This window comes from Simiduia sp. (assembly GCF_058345725.1).
Window position 1 is genome coordinate 25,060 of record NZ_JBTUOC010000065.1, and the last position, 16,901, is coordinate 41,960.

Consider the following 16,901-nt stretch of genomic DNA (forward strand, 5'->3'; position numbering starts at 1 on the left):
CTAGAAGGAGATTCGACTTTCGGTATTACGACATGATGGTTTATTGTCTTTACCCCGATAATTTGAGCATCCCCAGAATCCCTGCGGCCTCCGACGCATATCGCCCGCACACAGTTTACATAGTGGCACTTTCCAACCACAAGATAGACAGGTTTTAAATTTTTCTTCTCGGCACATCACACTACTACACTTTTCACAGCATGACTCAGTGTACTTACAACGACTATAATGAGAGCAACCGACAAATTTCATACCCGTTAGACTATTTTCCCGAATCGATAATGTTCCGGTATTGCACTCTGGGCAGCGCAGCGATTCGTATTCGGCTTGCTCGACAGGCGTATCAAATTCATCCAGACACAAATCATACTCTCCCTTGCGCAAAAGCTCGCTCATAAAAACCGATGCTTTTTCCATATCGGCTACGATATAGGCGCGTTTTTTCGCCCGCGTGAGCGCGACATAGAATAATCGCCTTTCCTCAGCGAAAGGGTATAATTCTAAGCTAGGGAGGAATAGGTCTAACAATGGGTGGGTGATCTTTTCTGAGGGAAAACCATTCTTACCTTTTTCCAAACCAATTATTACAACGTAATCAGCCTCCTTCCCTTTGCTTGCGTGCATAGAAACTGGCTTAATCGTTAACATTGGAAATGTGTTGTTAAATAATTTAAAAAGGTCACGACTTTTCTGTGTTGAAAAAGTGTATTTATAACGGCATATTACATAGACTGTGGAGGGCCTCTCCGCTATCCTCGAAATGTTTTCCAGTGCTAACCTAACATGGTCCAAATCAGTCGCGTTTTTTCTCCTCAAAATAGAAACTGCTGGATCAGACACTAGAGTATGGGTATGCAGAGTTTTTTTAACCTGAACTGGATTGGCCGTAATAAATTTAGATGCGACATCACAAATACTGTTGTTAAAACGATAGGTTTTATCCAGCGAGGTCACCGAGTACGAACCAAAGTACTTTTCAAACTGGGTTGTGAAATTTAAATCACTTCCAGTAAACCGATAAATTGACTGCCAATCATCACCAACACAAAATAGCGTTGCGTCTGGGCAAGCATCTCTCAAAGCTCGAATCAAATCTGCCCTAGCCGATGCAATATCCTGAAACTCGTCAACCAAGATATATTTCCATCTCGGCACAAATTTCCCGTCAAGTGTATACTGAACCGCCCGATGAATCATATCGCTGAAGTCAATCTCGCCGGCCGATTTCAAATGATTTTCATAGGCTTCTAAAATGGGAGTAAGCAGATCCATTGCTGCAGACGCCTGTTCGGAATTATTGGCATTTCGTGCAATCTCCTTCGCCTCACCTATATTGCGACATCTAGATTTCACGCTTGTCATGAGTTCACTCAGCAACCGAGACAACATGGATATTTGCCCAAACTCATTTAGTGTAGCTAGCACACTTTCCTCTGGCAAAGGAGATAAAGTTACACCGTTTTCCAACAATAGTTTTGTTAGTTTGCTAAGGAGTGAACCCTCAACTTTTTCGTAATGATATAATTCAAGACACTCTGTTTCATTTGCTTTGTGTAGCTCGCGCTTCCATTCAATATCCGAATTATATTTTTCAGCATCTATATATGGTGCTGTCCTGCCTTGACGATCAATACCGTAGTACTCAAGATAAATACCATACTCCGGCAAATAGAAATCCGGGCGGTATTGTTGAAATGACTCAGTGTACGTCGTCACCTTATAAGGCGCTTCATACTGGTACTCAACCCCATTTAAGAAAAGGTAGTTCGCGATTAGAAGCTCACCGTAGCTCTTTACCTCATCACCTTTTAGTGACCGTATTTCATTACTTTCTAAGTAGTCGAGATACTCACCTTTCGATTTAAAATCAAATGGGTTTTCGTCCGGGAACAAATAACGATCGAAATACAGAATCACTTTCTTTTCATATTCTGGATCCTTTAAAAGATCGCTGAGACAATCATCAACGAACTTGTTGAATTTCCTTCCATCTGTTGCCATGTCCGATATCGAAGGCGATCGTTTTTCTACCGACGCGATAATACTTTTACCGATAGAGTGAAACGTTGCTGATCTAACTTCAGGGTTATTTAATTTTATATTTATACGCTCTTGCAGCTCTTTAGCAGCTTCGTTACCGAAAGCCAACATAAGGATGTCATTCGGTTTAGCCTTTCCACTCGCGACAAGATAACCTGCCTTCCCTACCATCGTGCTCGTCTTTCCTGTACCAGCACCCGCTAAAACCAAGTTATTGTCATTATCAATAACGCACGCCTCACGCTGTCTTCCTGTTAAAGGGTTGCTTTCAACAGAATCAAATAACTCTTTATATTTTTCAGTTTCACGTTTTGTAAAAACACTACGAGCCTCCTGTATAACAGAATCAGTATGACGGATTAGTCGTTCTACGAAGAAAAATGGGTGCGCTTGTTCAGCGTCTAGAAGATCTGTCGGTGGCGGTGTGATATACCAATTTTGTATTTCCTTTGCCTTGGATACAAAATTCACAACCTGTGACTCGCGTATGTAGCGAGATATGAACTCAGACTTACAATATGACACGAACGATGCTACCTTTTCGCGCCGAAATAAATACCAACCTGAGCCAACAATCTTAACTAATGATAAGGCAGAACGTCTTTTAAACCCCCAGTATTTATTTCCATCAATTTCAATTGAATAGAACATGATAGAGGGCTCCATCTTTGGAGGAGCACTCAAACTAGACAGGTCGATGACCGAACGATTGTTTTTTGAAATAATTTCGATGCTAGATTTATAAACATGAATGCTGTAGTCAAACCAGGGCAATGCACGAACATACCAAGGTGGGCTAAATAAATAATGAGGGTTTTTCATTTAGATGCGTTTTCTACTTTACTAAACACGAAAAGCCTACTGAACGGATTCCGCCAGCATTCCTGATAGTTTATGGCCAAGGACCAGATTCCCTGGAGCGCTGTCCAAAGGGGTCATTCCAAACCGACTCAAGAATGCTACAGCGCCCGACCCGGTGTCTATAAATGGCATCTTGTAGTGAAGTAGAATACCAACCGTATTTTTAGACATCCCTTCGAAAATATTCTGAAACATTAATCCCCACTTGCCGACTAACTTTCGCATTGTTATCTGCATTTCATCGATATCAGCGTATACGCCCCGAGCGCTGACTCCGACAGCTTTATGAATCATTTTCGAAACTGAAAGTGCAACAACTCCTCGACACGCTGGATCGCCATTGCAGCGTCTATCAACCTGACTCATAGCTTCGATTACCAAATTGTATAGACGCTTCTCATCAAAAACACGCTTACACTCAACGTGAAAGCGCATGCTACTAAAGCTAAATTCAACATCAGATATTGACTCTAACCCAACATTAAATCCGGCTCGTGCCAATCTAGCGGCACAATACAACTCAAACGTATAATTTCTTCCTTTATTTCCGCCTGCTTTGACAGATTCGTCATCCAATAACAACGGCCCTTTCATGGCTAGCTTCAAGTTCTGGATAAATTCAGGAGATGTGTGTTGTGAAAGATATTTGTGAATCTGGCAAATATCATCAAGCTCAACGTTCATCCATAGATATTGGAAACTTTCTTCTACGTCTCCGGTGTAATCTGCTCGCTCAAGTATTTTTCGATACTGGTTAAAGCGAGAGGGGTTAATATTGATTCCAATTGACTCTAACCAACGCTTGGCTTCGGTATAGCGCTCCAACACAGCCTCAGTCGGCAATTGCGTAATACAAAACGTATCTCGTAGCTGCATACGGCTCTCTTCCAACTTTGGTTACATAAAGTTAATCAAAAACGACTAGGTCGAACGTTTTGTGCAAGTCACTCCATACCCACCCACGCTGGCGAACCATGTCTCCCACATTTGCGACAAGGCTTAAGGGAATAGATTGTCTAGCAATATCTTGATAGGCAGCGATAATTTCGTTCGCAAGCAACTCAAACTTTTCCAATTCAGCAATTCGCATGTCGGTCGACGGATTCGCTGAGTCAGTTGCAGGGAGTTCAGGGCCCGCAAATATCGGAATAATTAAACCGATATCTGGATATTCTGCTTTCACCCAATTGATATGATCTGAGAGTTGGCCTATGTTCTTTTTCGTGTACGTCCCTTTGTGCTTCTTACCAGATTTCGCCTCTATACAATACGCAATACCACTATCCATCCATAGCACATCAGGCCCGGTACCCACTTCATTGTCAGGTCTAGAAGCATTCAACCCCAAGTACTGACCTAATGCCCGTAACGACTCTTCCGTTGCATTGCTGCTAGCACTTTGCTTTAACCCCTGCAGACTACTCACCATATTTTTGGGAATTGATATTTTTGATCCGCCCGCCACTTCAAACTGGTCAGCAATCTCAACCACCTGCGTAGGTATAGCAACCTGAGACAAGTCCGATGTCACCGCCAATTTAGGCAAATTCTTCGCTACGCCTGAAGCTCTTCGGTAAAGTGTTTGCGCGTTTTCCTCATCCCCAGCTAACATAAAACAATGACCCAACCAATGAGCATACCATGCGCCCAAACTGTCACTAACTGTAAAGGCTTCATCAAGTATCCCGCTCAGAAACCTTGCAGCTTCCGGGTAGTTTCGGTCCCAGAGACACTCTGAAAACATGACCTCATTTTCTGCAAATCTGATTAAGATACCGGACTCATTTTCGTCAACTTCAACGTTACACTCGTCCATATAATTTTCGTAGAGATCGAGCCACTCTTCATCTCTATCTAAACACTGACGCATCACCTTATAAAGATCATCAAAACCACTTGAAGCACTCGAAATATCATTTCCCAACATAAACTGCTTTTGGATGAACTCGGGTAAACACGCTTGATTTTTAGGTTGGCTCAACCATTTGACGTATTCTCGTTCAATGACAATTACAACGCCGTAGTCGCTCATGCCACGAGAGATACGCCCCATACTCTGAATAATTCGGCAAGCGATGATTGATCGTAGTGACTTTGATAAGCGAAGGGATTCCCATTGAAATTTATCGAGCAGACTTGACCCCATCGGCAACCCATCTAGTACTAGCACTCTACAAGTGTCACCAGGAAGATCGATGCCGTCATATCTAGCAGCGACAACAATCTTGTCTGCATTAGTGGAAGATTTGAAACTATTTATCGCATCAACAAATTCCTGCCGACTGGGGACAAGCGCAACGTCGCTCCAACGGGCCGTACTACTTCGTGAAGGGGTAATGATGAGGGTTTTAGTATGAGATACCAACTCCTTTGCTGACATCAAATCATCCACGACATTTTCAGATTTCGCAGGAAATAAAATAAGCCTCTCACACTGACCCGCCGGCGTATCCGGCATAATCGTTTTCTGTGGTAGCCGGCTAAATGTCCTTACGAAGGCATCTTCTCCTAACATCGTTGCCGTTAAGTACACCCGTCTGACTTTGTTAGAAAAATAAGGAAGCCGAGATACTGGAATAAAAGGTGGCGTAATTTGAATTGTGCCCGCTGAAATCAGCACCGCACATATATCGATGTGGTCTTTAAGATAGTTCCACGCGAACTTGGTATCAGAGTTCTCATTCACTCCTCCGCGTTTCAACAAATCGACAAGCGTGGCGTGGTTAAACAGAACTTCGGAAGGTGGCACCAACTCCACATGGCTATTTTGCCCACTACAGATTTCCGAGAAAGTACCCGCCTTACCCATTTTCTGGTAGTAGGGCTGGAAAACTGCGCAGAGTGCATCGTACAGTTCTTGAAAATGATTCCGTCTGATTTCAAGCGAAAAATGGTTTTTAATCATACCCTCTGCAGTGTGGGCATCGTCAAAAATTACGGCTCCAATATCCTCCTCGAAGAAACGCGACCGGCCATTGAACAGCGCTTGATAGGTTGTAATACACACAGCCTGACACTGATCAAAATTGTCATTACTAAACTCACCACTAATGTACGTAGTTGGTTTAAGACCGTAGCTCTCAAACTTTTCACGAGTTTGCTCGACAAGCTGTATTGAGCCACACGCATAAACCACCTTACCTCGTATTTCGTTAACGAGCGATTGAGATACCAATCCACCGATCAGTGTCTTTCCCGCGCCAGTGTTCAAAACAAGGCAAATATCAGACTCGCCCCTATTTGCGTGCCACTCTCTCAGAGCATCTACCTGCCCAGCCCATAGATCATTGACCCCAGATTCAGACATTCGAGCGCTGTTCTTACGAAAAATTTCAACCGGATCAACGGTAAGTGCTTCCCTTTTTTTAGCTTTGATTTTTGATAGATCCAACATACGAACGAGGCCCCTATATTCTCAATGAATAATGTTTGCCAATGCCTGCTTTAACACCGCAAATTGGGAACCAATATACCCAGACGGTATGAAAATGTCGGCAAAAAAACACCTATATGTTGGAATAAGGCGGAAAATGGCACCTAAGACATCCGCGCCACGCAAAACGCACTTTATAAACAATACATCGATACGTTAGAGTATTCTGCGTTCAAGAGGCCTTACTGCGGTATGACGCCTCAAACGTCAACTAGACACGCGTGAATCAGATGAACAATCAAGCCATCGATAGGATTGTATCGGATCTTCCCGAGGAGGTTCTGTTCAATCTTCTACAAGCATATTATTGCAACAGTCCCAAGATGACCCTAGAAAAACTGCGTGAGTCGTACGATCTTGATGATCTCGCGATACCAGATGCATTTGGTCACTACAAGCACAACGAACGATGCCCGCTGTGTAAAGGCGAAGTAACCTCTCGCTTCGTGAACCGTTCGGCTTCGCTAAAACATACGAAACATGGGAATTGCCTAGATCGCTACAGCCTAATTGATATCCCAAAACGGGCTATAAGAACTGAAGAAGGCTACAAAATAGGGATACCCCAATGCGTGGATTGCAAACATTTTCTTGTTGATGACTGTCGATGTGATGCCTGTTTAGCACTCATGGAAACCAACAAACAATTGGCGATAGAGCAATACGAGGTTGAATTTGAACAGAGCTTTACTGAAAAGCGACTAGAAGATCTCACACCCGAGCAAAGCCTACTGATAGCTTGGTTTAGGCGAGGCCAAAAAAAGGGCGCGGTTTCTCATAAGAATGGAACCAGTTTAATTAAGCATGAAAGCTTTGAACCGCCATGTACTTACTTTCTCAACATGTCAGAGGCAGAAACCATCGATAAACTACGCTCCTATGGCCTCCTTAAGTTGGATCCAGCGTCGCTCTCCGACGCAGTGCATATGACATCTGTGGATAAACATGAACTAATAGAAAGCCGCCTGCGGTTCATACTCCCTTTTGATGGCGCGACGATCGACGACCGACTTACTTCCCACGCCAGATCCCTATTTATCAATTTAGAAACGCGTGACGATGTCCTGCGCTTGATGGGCGAACTGTGTGTCCGCGAAAGCATCCAATTTTTCGTTGACTTGTGCCGAAATAGAAACTTAAACCCTGTTATTTCTAAAGAGTTTGCCAGCGTCATTCGAAAGGCGATACTTAACCTTGGCCTATACAAAACCATTTATGCTATTGACTGGTCGTTCAGAAAACTTACGCCTAACTATACGGATCATGGGGTACCAAAATATGTCGTCGTTAATCAGATCAAATCCAATCTCACCAATTATTGGTTCAACGAGGACAAGGAAAAGAAATTCGATATCGGGCAGCACAACAGAAATGAAACGACATTTCGTGAGCCCGAAATCGTCAGCCTTTTTATAGAAACATTCCTTCCATTCACAATTGATTATGGCGATCCCATAAAAGAAACCGCGAAATATCAACGGCAAAACGAAGAAACAACCTCTGAAGAACTTGAGCCAACTACCGAAGTGTAAGCGAGTACCTACCTAAAAGAGAAGGTAAATAAATGCTAAAACCATTATCAACCTTACCTAAAGATAATCAGACCTATCACGTTGACTCTATTGGCCATATAAGACATAACCCATACTGCAAAACCAATCACATAATAGAGCTCAACGTTTCACCTATTCCGGAGACGTTCGTTCAAAGCTCCGCGCAAGATATCGCGATGCTCTATAAGCGAGATCGACAAGAGCCAGTAGCCATATCAGTAGGTGAATTTTTTGGCTTTCAGGCAGGAAGCCTTCTAAAAAACGGAAACATAGTAAGCAGACCAAGCACATGCAATTTCTCTATTCCTGTTACGATCAACACCGAGACAGTAACAGAAAATATCGTAGCCAATACATTCTTCAGAGATCGTAACAATGCTTCACATAAAATAGGCACCGCTGTCATTCCGTCAAATTTATTTGGCTTTGGAGCTAAGTGGGCGGGGAAGCTTGTAGCAGTGAGACGTGAAAATGACCCCTATGGCCTGCTGATCCCAACGGCAGAGTTAATTCGTTTTTATCATTGCAGCAGTTCTACGCTAAATAAATTACTCTTCTCATCTGCCATCACCGATAAAAATTATTTTGCTAACTTATCAAAATCAAAGTTCAATAGAGAAAAAAGGCAAATTAAAGTCGTTCTTCGCCGAGAATTTCCCGACGAAGATGCTTACGTAATTGCCCGATGGCTAGCTTGTGACAAGTATTATGCCTCAGCACACAGTATGTGGAACCATCTTATTAAAACAAACCGTTCTTCTGATGAGGAAAGAATTGCTATTGACGCTAACTTTCCATTTGAAGGTGAAACCACATTAAGTGGACATGGCATAGAACTTCCGACGCCAAGCGAATATGCACATAGGCGAATTCTTGTTTTGTCTCTTCTAGGCTGCACACACGCACCACCATTTGATCACCTCATTATCGACCGTGAAACACCAGTAGCCGATGACACTGAGGAGGAAGGAAATGATATCAATGGGGAACCGACAGCACGTAAAAAGCGATTGTTAAAATTCACAGGAGCGAACGATGAAGGAAATGGCGTTAACGATCCTTATTCACTGCCAAGCGGGTATTTTGATACTAAACTATTTCGCATTCCATCCAAACGTTTTTACCCTGTAAACATAGAGCGACAATATTCAGTCCGCTACAAACCTAGCGCAGAGACGACTGGGAAGCCACCAGGTAACACCCCAACTAATCAATCCACTTCCGATATATCGTTTACTGACGACGATTCACGCCCAATCTCAATTGTCCCTTCAGACCAAGAGAATGACGAAAAAGATAAGGATGAAAAACCCAGAAAAAATCTTGTCCCAGCGAACTTTTCTACGTTTATTGCCGTTTCCAAGGAGCTTGAGATAAATGAAAATATTGACAGCATATCTGACATCATTACAGTTCCAGCAAATGAGGCTGGCTACGGCGCTGTATCCGAGTTTACTGTACCTAAATCAAAAGTTGGACAAACGTGGTCCAGAATATATCAAGACGGAAAGTATATTCGCCCTCGCCAATATATGCTGAAAAAAGTTCATGCCAGCCGTAGAACCTATTATTTACTCTACATCGAACACAGAAATAACAACCCACACACTCATGAATATTATGCCTTGTATATCTTTCGATCAAAGAGCGAAACAACGCTAAAAACGAGCTACATACAGCTATTACTCGACACATTGGCGCAAAATTCTTTCAATGCCTACAAGCGTGAATTCACTTCATGGGGAATGTATGTAACATCTGTCAAACGAAGCACAAATATATCTTCAATTTGTATGTCAGTCCTACGCGCGCTAGACACGCCGAAATGGCAAACAGCCTCGCCAACAGTTAGCATGAGCCAAAATAGATAAGACAAAGGAATACCATGTCGTCGGAACTAAAACGAATAAGAAAACGAAAAGAAGCGCGCAGACAGATTGAAACGCTATTTGACAGCGCGGAACATGTTTTAATCATCCATTATTCATGCGAATCATTCTACGATATAAAGGATGGACGAACGCCTCGTGTCACATCAATTGCAGTGCGAAATTTAAAAACCGCACAAACCGAAAGCTTCTCTATTCACAAAATAGCAGAACGGCGCAGAGTAGCGATTAAAGATATACCAAATAAATATGATGACCTAGAGAAGGAAATGCTTTCTGATTTTTTTGAATATCTAAAATATCGGCAAACATTTCATTTTATTCATTGGAACATGCGAGATGGAAATTACGGTTTCTCCGCAATCGAACATCGATATCAGGTTCTTGGTGGGGAGCCTTATATTGTTCCCGATGACAAGAAACATGATCTAGCAAGAGTATTGGTATCGCTATTCGGCCGGCAATACACAAATCATGGTGAATTTGGAAGGTTTCAAGAGCTGATCACCATGAATCGAATGACAGATAAAGGCGCTCTGACAGGGAAAGAAGAAGCAGAGGCTTTTGAGAAGGAAGAATATATTAAACTTCACCAATCGACACTTCGGAAAGTTGACTGTATGTCTAATATCGTGGAAAGGATAGTCGACGGTTCCATAGTCACAAACGCTACGTGGAAGGATAAGTATGGCGCGCATCCAAAAGCTATCATCGAGCTTATAAAGGAACATTGGCTGTGGTCGCTATTTGTCATGCTTGCTGTAATTATTGGCCTTGCTGGGCGCATCATTGGACTATTCTAATATAGCCGCCAATCAACCACTACGTTAGTGAGAAATGTTAATCGTATGACGACAGCTCTAAATAATTATGCCACCAGAATTAATCGATTGATGGGAAATGGCACAGCCAAATTTAGTCTTTCTAGCTCGCACACAAATACAGTTATAGATGCGCTTAATCATCAACAGTTTGATAAATTTAAAATTAACTTTGATGAACGTGTCACCCGCCTTAAGAAATGGAGTCAGGGAAATCAACACGCTGAAAACTTTATCATTCACGCGTTAAATGAGCTATCAAGCAAGAACAACTGGGATGGCGCTTATTCGGAATTATCTGCAGCAGATTTTTTTGCAACCACCTGTAACTTACCTTCTCGATACTTAACCTTTGATCAGTCGATTTCTGCAGAAAAAACACTCGCCTCACATCTGGGAATGAATAATATCGACTATGATTTTGGGGTTCAGGGGGGACTTTGCTATTTTGATGTAAAGGTTTTATCGGATAAATCCAAACAAATCATTGAAGGTATTGTAAATCAGGTACAGAAGAAGCTCGGCCTTACTCAGGTTAAAATTCATAGCTTTTACCCGGCGGGCTTAGATTATAACGAATTCATTAATAATCGTGCTCAACTAATAAACGAACTGGACGCAGAACTGAGTGGAGGGAAACAGCCAAACTCCATCAAAAGCCAAATAATTACGGGGTTGAAGTATGAACCAGTATGGTCCTCCCGCGTAGTCAGCAACGCTTCAACATACAGCCCAGAAAAGCATGGTGAGGCTCATCACAAACTGCTTTTCCAACACACAAAAAAGTTTCATAGAACTCGGCCATCACTACTTATATTGGTTCATTTTCCTTGGTCGGGAGAGCCTCTTTTCCCCATGCCATCAAATGACATCCCCAAACAGTTTTTTAAGTCGATGTGCACTGAGTTTTTTCACAATTACAATGGATCTAGCCTGCCAGCCTCTGATCTAATAGGAAAGATTCAAACGGACATCACCGCCGATACTGTTACTCAAAATCTCTCCGGGGTTATTTTCCTTGAAGACAAACTTATAACAAGCGGGCAGCCTAGCTGTGTAAATCTGACTGCAAGCACCTATATGAATCCCCGCTACTCTAGAAGACTCCTTTCTGCCCCCGTATGTTTTTATTTACGAGGTAAAACCGTAGATTTAAATGGTAAACTTTGATCATCACTAAAGAGGTCGGATATCTTTTTTGGCGCATATTAAAATCCTATTGAGACCAACTGTTTATAGAAATTTCCGAACTCTCCAAATATGAATCAAAACTCAATCTATCGAGATTTAAAAGTCAAATTCGCTCTCCTTAGATATTTCAAAGCTACGGAGGAAAACCAGTACGGGTGAACATCCCTCGGCTGGATCCAGTCGCCATAATTTAATTTAAATTCGGCATTAATTGCGATAAATGTATCAGGCCAATCTTCTAGTAACGCATGGGACAGTGTAAGCAAAACAGAAGCCCTATGGAGCGGCAAAAATTCAATTTCTTGTTGAGGTTTCATTCCGTCTGAAAGTAAATTTCTAGCTGCCAAAGAAGAGTTCATAACATAATCTAATAGTCGTGGCTTCAAAACACCCTTCGCCACTAAACGCAAGCCTTGAAAATATAGATGCGAGTACTGCAGTTTAGCTGAACCGATACTGCAATAACCATTTTGGAGTGTTGTTTGATTAAATCTTACTGCATCAATTTGCTGAGGCGTCGCTAACTGCCGAGTTGATAGCCTGTAATCAAAGCCACAACTATAGCAATAACAAAGTGAATCCTTCGGGCAATGATCAACAAGATCTGGATATATGCGATGAGTAGAGACAGGAGAACCGCAATAATCACAGCGATCCTTGAGTTCAATACCATGCTTTGCGCACACAAAGATAAATGCAAGCCTAAACTGAAGCAAATGGCACGGACGCTCCCGCAAGCATAATGGACAGAACCTCATACCATAATGATTCTCTGTTTTTCGGCGGATATATGCAGGGGCCACCCATCTTGGCAACGCTGTCGATGTACCATCATAGGGCGAAAAATTAGCTCGCCAGTACTGTAGACTATTTTCGCAAACATTCTCTGCAGCCAACTTAAGCTTGATTATCCCGAGCACATCCTCAGGAATAACAACATCTAAATCCTGCTTCCACGAATCTGCTCGACTAGGGCAAGTATGAAGAAAAAAAGTGGAGGGAACCTGAAAATGATAAACACCGAGCCGACTAAACCAAGATGTAAAACACTCTCCTGGGAATGGTGAAAAATGTACCGGCCATACTTTCCCAGAGAGTCTTACATGGTTTTTTGTCGTTTTGACGGAAGAATCCAATTTAAAGAATCAAGCATTTCAGTTGTGATTTTTTCCTGACCTCGGCGAAGCGCTATAACCGCTGATTCAGAAATTATTTCAGCCATTTCGCCCAGAATACCCTCAGACATCAAGTAAATTTTCTTGGCCATTTCTTTTGAAACCAAATTAGAAGGTTCTTTCAAAGAGAGTGTTTTTTCAAACGCTCTTAGTAGGTCGAGGTAATCTTGACCAACAGCCCATTTATCTAGGTATACATGCTTAAACCGATTTGAAAGCTGATCGTCAGAACGTATCGCAGAAAAAGCCTCTTTAGTTCCAACAGCTACAATTGGTATTTTAAGTTTTATACCAAGGACTTTAATCGCATTGATCTGTCCCTGTCGACGAAATTCAGGCCCTGCAATCATGTTCTGAATTTCATCAATTATTAGCATTTTAGTTCCAATTGTATTTAAGAGACGACAAACTAATTGGGCTTTTTTTGCTGGCGAATCGGATGTTCTATACGGAGCATAGAGTTCCTCTAATATTTGATCATACAAACGACCTTCGTCAGGTACAGGTGGAGCAACAGTATATAAAACGGGAAATTTTACGGCACCACCATCTGGGTTGTCACAGGGAGGGTACCTATTTACAAAGCGCTTAATGAGAGTTGTTTTGCCATTATTAGTGTGTCCTGCAACGAGGAAATTAGGCATCCTATCGCACTTTGGGTAAGTCAATAGATCTTCTAGCTTATCCAATGTCTCCGTTGCCAATTTATAGTCAAACCATTTTGATTTACGGATATAGTTAATACGCTGATCCAGCGGTAGGCTTAAAGCCGCATGCGCGTTTTTCGTTATCCGATCACCTTCAGCAGTAAATTCAGTCGTCGTCAATGTGCAACTCCTTTCCTTTATCATCGTAATCAAGCAACTCAAACGGGTCCGTTTCTATCGCTGGCTTCATCACTTTATTGTCGCTCATTCGAGACATTTGACGATTGTGATCCCGCTTACGCTGAGCTTCGCGCCTATGCTTTTTCCTCTCAGTTCTAGTTTTATTAACCGCAGATCTCTCGAGTTCTTGGAGGCGATCATGCGCGTCGAAAATAATATCTTCATTGATATTTTTCATGCCCTCAAGGCGAGCAAAACGGTTCGCTTCTTTCAGCTCCCAGAATGAAATAGGTGGATGACGGTTATCCCGGTATGGGATGGAAAAGTATTGTTCAAGATCAGGGTCCCAAAAGTAGTATTTTGATACGTCCCTTGGGTCATAATGAAAGACAAACAGCCTTTTCTTTTTTGTCTCGGGGTCAATGGCATTCACCCATGGACGTAAAACGTCATGGTAGTAGTAAACTTTCTGATTTCTCATACCATAGTTTTGAACGGTTCGTTTTACAAAAGGCATAAAATCGATTCGAAATGTTTCTTCATCGACAACCCTTGGAGCCATACCTACCCCTAACTGCCCGGTCGTCGGATCACCTAAAACACCCTGTTCAAATCGACGGATGGGACTCATATTGATCCCTTCATGAAAACTTTGGTGGTACTTATCAACGATGAACGTTGTTAACCATTCTTCAAACTCTTCGAGTGTGAACGCCGAATATTTCTCTGCGTTGTAATATTCTCTTTCTTCGACGCTCGAGAATGTTGTACCCGGCAATTCATGAATTTTCGCATTGATAGTTCTAAATACCCGCTCTACATGACCGCCATACTGAGGCTCACCAACCGGACGCCATTCCAAATCCATCTGATGCTGGTCGCAAGCGCGCTTAAGTACATTACTCCTAAACTCAAGCGCGTTATCGACATGAATGGTTTTCATTTTTCCAGCAATCGGCCATGCTGACTTGGCTTCTAGTTCATCAAGATAGCGGTCTTTGGGAAGTACAGAGTGAGCAATACATAAGCCAACGGTATGGCAGCTAGGCGAATCAAATGACATATAGAAGCCCGCAACCATCCGACTGAAGACATCAATCGCTAAGGTAATATTCGGGCGCCCAATCGGCTCGCGGCGGACATCATCAACAAGAATGATATCCAGTGGCGTATGATCGATTTGAACATAGCCAAGAGGCCAGTCTGCACCTGGAAACTCACCAATGAGGGGCTCGTACTTCTTGGCAATTTGACGACCACGCCTTTTTTTATCACGGACCACGTCAGGTAAAGCATTAATTCTGGATCTAACCGTATTAAGGTGAGGAGCCGTTAAACCTTTTTTTCGGCAACGAGATACAACTTCTTCGTGTACCGACGTAACGCCTATGCGCTGGGGGGTCAAATACTTCTCTTGAATAACATCGAGAATAATTGACTCCACCTCAGGAGAGATCTTCGAACTGCCTTTGTCAGAACGCTTACTTCTGATTAGCGCGCTCATCAACCCGGTAGCTTCATAAAGGTCTAGCCACCGATAAACGGTTGACAGGCCAACTTTGTGCTCTTTGGCTCTGGCTTCAACTTGCTTCTGAGTGCGATAGAATTTTGGCGTAGCCAGCAGGGGCTTGATTATCTCGTACCTTTTTTGAGCTTGTTCCCACTCTTTCTTAGGGACATCAATAAGGTTTATCAGCTGTGAACTTCTGGTCCCATCTTTTGTGGCTCGCAGTGATTTTATGGGTAAGGGGTAGACCTTATTATCATCATGAGACTTAGCTAGCACAGTATGGAGGTCTAACATCGTGGTTATGGTGTATTGCTTCCCTTCGCTCCATACTGCAGCATCGCGCTCGATTTTAACTACTTCAGGGTCTCTCACTGTAGAAACCATCATGCAGGCCCTCCCAAGCGACGCCAGATCGGACTAGTCATGGTGAGAGGCTCTGACAGGTCGGCACCGATGATCTTGTCTGCCACCAACTGCCAAAATATATGAAGCAACTCCGCTTTGGCTTCATAACTTTGTGCGCTCAGATTGACGAGCTCGTGAGGGGTGCTTTCTTCTAACAGCTCTAGCTTTTCAAGCAACAGGGCGTATCTTGGGTCGTAATCTTCTGTACTGAGATATCTGCTGAGAAACTTGATATTTTTTAGATAGTCCGTTCTGATCTCGCGCTCAGTAATAAGCTTGAACTTGCAATCGTGCTCTTTTCCATAGCGTATAGCCTGTTTAAACTTCGGCTTGAGCTCGCCCCATTTCTCAAAAAGGTTCTCCCGAGGCTTTATTTCATACATAACCCTTGAACCGTTATGGTACTGGACAAACACATCAGGGGTGTATCTCCGTTTGACTCCACTCTTGCATGTGTAATGAATAACCGGCGTCTGGCTCTCGTACGATGCAACGTTCTCGGTGTCAAACCTCAATATCTCAATGAAATCACGCTCGAGAGGGGATTCGAAGGGTGTGCTGACGCCATCTGGCCGTGAATACGAGACACCTGTGATGTTTCTGTGGCTGAGCGGTATATTGCGTCTGAGCATAAAATAGTCTCACGTATTGTTGTAAGTCTGGACTATATGCCACGTGCCCAGACATCAATATTCTAACGTATTGATGTAGATACAACGAAAATGAAACCTTATATTCTCATATACTGATGTCGTTTACAGTCGCTGCACGCCCGATCAGATCCGGCGCTACCGCGGCCGGCTGAGCGGTCCGCTCTTGGATCGCATCGATATGCACGTGCCGGTGCGCGCCATTAGCCCGGATGTGCTGCGCGGTCAGAGCCACGAGGAGTCCAGCGAACAAGTGCGCGAACGGGTGGCCGAGGCGCGCGCGCGGGCGTTGGCGCGCCAGGGCAAATTGAATCAGGCGTTGAGTGTGAAAGAACTGGAAGACCTGTGCCCGCTTACCGAAAATCAGCACAGCTACTTGGCCGGCGCAATGGACAAATTGGGCCTGTCGATTCGAGCCTGGCACCGTATTTTACGGGTTGCGCGCACTCTGGCCGACCTGGAGGCCAGCGATACCTTGGCCGATCGGCACCTGAGTGAAGCGGTGGGCTATCGGCGCCTGGATCGGCCGCTGGTGGTTTAACGCTC

At 43.3% G+C, this 16,901-nt stretch carries 12 protein-coding genes; 5 read left to right on the forward strand and 7 right to left on the reverse strand.

Going from position 1 to position 16,901, the window contains the following annotated elements:
- Genes ACW8F6_RS13885 through ACW8F6_RS13895 form a run of 3 tightly spaced genes read right to left on the reverse strand, consistent with a single transcriptional unit; the run spans position 1 to position 6,295 of the window.
- Positions 1–2,862: a UvrD-helicase domain-containing protein gene (locus tag ACW8F6_RS13885; RefSeq protein WP_491576473.1), complete on the reverse strand. Its 2,862-nt coding sequence runs from the start codon at positions 2,860–2,862 to the stop codon at positions 1–3.
- Between the two features lie 36 nt (positions 2,863–2,898).
- Positions 2,899–3,777: a hypothetical protein gene (locus ACW8F6_RS13890; protein WP_491576474.1), complete on the reverse strand. Its 879-nt coding sequence runs from the start codon at positions 3,775–3,777 to the stop codon at positions 2,899–2,901.
- A 31-nt stretch (positions 3,778–3,808) separates the two neighbouring features.
- Positions 3,809–6,295, reverse strand: a complete 2,487-nt coding sequence (locus ACW8F6_RS13895) for a DEAD/DEAH box helicase family protein (RefSeq protein ID WP_491576475.1) — start codon at positions 6,293–6,295, stop codon at positions 3,809–3,811.
- Between the two features lie 269 nt (positions 6,296–6,564).
- Here ACW8F6_RS13895 and ACW8F6_RS13900 point away from each other — a divergent pair, with 269 nt between their 5' ends.
- Genes ACW8F6_RS13900 through ACW8F6_RS13915 form a run of 4 tightly spaced genes read left to right on the forward strand, consistent with a single transcriptional unit; the run spans position 6,565 to position 11,767 of the window.
- On the forward strand, positions 6,565–7,866 hold the full coding sequence (locus ACW8F6_RS13900) for a hypothetical protein (protein ID WP_491576476.1): 1,302 nt from the start codon (positions 6,565–6,567) through the stop codon (positions 7,864–7,866).
- A gap of 32 nt (positions 7,867–7,898) precedes the next feature.
- A complete protein-coding gene (locus tag ACW8F6_RS13905) occupies positions 7,899–9,758 on the forward strand; it encodes a hypothetical protein (protein ID WP_491576477.1) in 1,860 nt (619 codons plus the stop codon).
- A 14-nt stretch (positions 9,759–9,772) separates the two neighbouring features.
- Complete coding sequence (locus ACW8F6_RS13910) at positions 9,773–10,579, forward strand: hypothetical protein (protein WP_491576478.1); 807 nt, start codon at positions 9,773–9,775, stop codon at positions 10,577–10,579.
- Positions 10,580–10,624: 45 nt separating this feature from the next.
- A complete protein-coding gene (locus ACW8F6_RS13915; protein ID WP_491576479.1) occupies positions 10,625–11,767 on the forward strand; it encodes a hypothetical protein in 1,143 nt (380 codons plus the stop codon).
- A 107-nt stretch (positions 11,768–11,874) separates the two neighbouring features.
- Here the strand turns inward: ACW8F6_RS13915 and ACW8F6_RS13920 are convergent, their stop codons facing one another.
- From ACW8F6_RS13920 to ACW8F6_RS13935, 4 genes are read right to left on the reverse strand one after another with little or no spacing between them, the layout of a single operon-like run.
- Complete coding sequence (locus ACW8F6_RS13920) at positions 11,875–12,924, reverse strand: TniQ family protein (RefSeq protein ID WP_491576480.1); 1,050 nt, start codon at positions 12,922–12,924, stop codon at positions 11,875–11,877.
- Positions 12,888–13,790: a TniB family NTP-binding protein gene (locus ACW8F6_RS13925; RefSeq protein WP_491576481.1), complete on the reverse strand. Its 903-nt coding sequence runs from the start codon at positions 13,788–13,790 to the stop codon at positions 12,888–12,890. The genes ACW8F6_RS13920 and ACW8F6_RS13925 overlap by 37 nt, the downstream gene beginning before the upstream one ends.
- The gene (locus tag ACW8F6_RS13930; protein WP_491576482.1) at positions 13,777–15,687 is read right to left on the reverse strand and encodes a transposase; all 1,911 of its coding nucleotides are present in this window, start codon (positions 15,685–15,687) and stop codon (positions 13,777–13,779) included. Before ACW8F6_RS13930 ends, ACW8F6_RS13925 begins: the two co-directional genes overlap by 14 nt.
- A complete protein-coding gene (locus ACW8F6_RS13935) occupies positions 15,684–16,337 on the reverse strand; it encodes a TnsA endonuclease N-terminal domain-containing protein (protein WP_491576483.1) in 654 nt (217 codons plus the stop codon). Before ACW8F6_RS13935 ends, ACW8F6_RS13930 begins: the two co-directional genes overlap by 4 nt.
- 100 nt (positions 16,338–16,437) lie before the next feature.
- On the opposite strand from ACW8F6_RS13935, the gene ACW8F6_RS13940 reads away from it, so the two are divergent.
- Positions 16,438–16,896, forward strand: coding sequence for a magnesium chelatase subunit ChlI family protein (locus ACW8F6_RS13940; protein ID WP_491576539.1), 459 nt, complete (start codon positions 16,438–16,440; stop codon positions 16,894–16,896).
- Positions 16,897–16,901 lie beyond the last annotated feature (5 nt).

Bases quoted from the DNA above. Each gene is read 5' to 3' on its own strand.
- ACW8F6_RS13885 (WP_491576473.1), bottom strand. From the start codon at position 2,862: ATGAAAAACCCTCATTATTTATTTAGCCCACCTTGGTATGTTCGTGCA.
- ACW8F6_RS13890 (WP_491576474.1), bottom strand. From the start codon at position 3,777: ATGCAGCTACGAGATACGTTTTGTATTACGCAATTGCCGACTGAGGCT.
- ACW8F6_RS13895 (WP_491576475.1), bottom strand. From the start codon at position 6,295: ATGTTGGATCTATCAAAAATCAAAGCTAAAAAAAGGGAAGCACTTACC.
- ACW8F6_RS13900 (WP_491576476.1), top strand. From the start codon at position 6,565: ATGAACAATCAAGCCATCGATAGGATTGTATCGGATCTTCCCGAGGAG.
- ACW8F6_RS13905 (WP_491576477.1), top strand. From the start codon at position 7,899: ATGCTAAAACCATTATCAACCTTACCTAAAGATAATCAGACCTATCAC.
- ACW8F6_RS13910 (WP_491576478.1), top strand. From the start codon at position 9,773: ATGTCGTCGGAACTAAAACGAATAAGAAAACGAAAAGAAGCGCGCAGA.
- ACW8F6_RS13915 (WP_491576479.1), top strand. From the start codon at position 10,625: ATGACGACAGCTCTAAATAATTATGCCACCAGAATTAATCGATTGATG.
- ACW8F6_RS13930 (WP_491576482.1), bottom strand. From the start codon at position 15,687: ATGATGGTTTCTACAGTGAGAGACCCTGAAGTAGTTAAAATCGAGCGC.
- ACW8F6_RS13935 (WP_491576483.1), bottom strand. From the start codon at position 16,337: ATGCTCAGACGCAATATACCGCTCAGCCACAGAAACATCACAGGTGTC.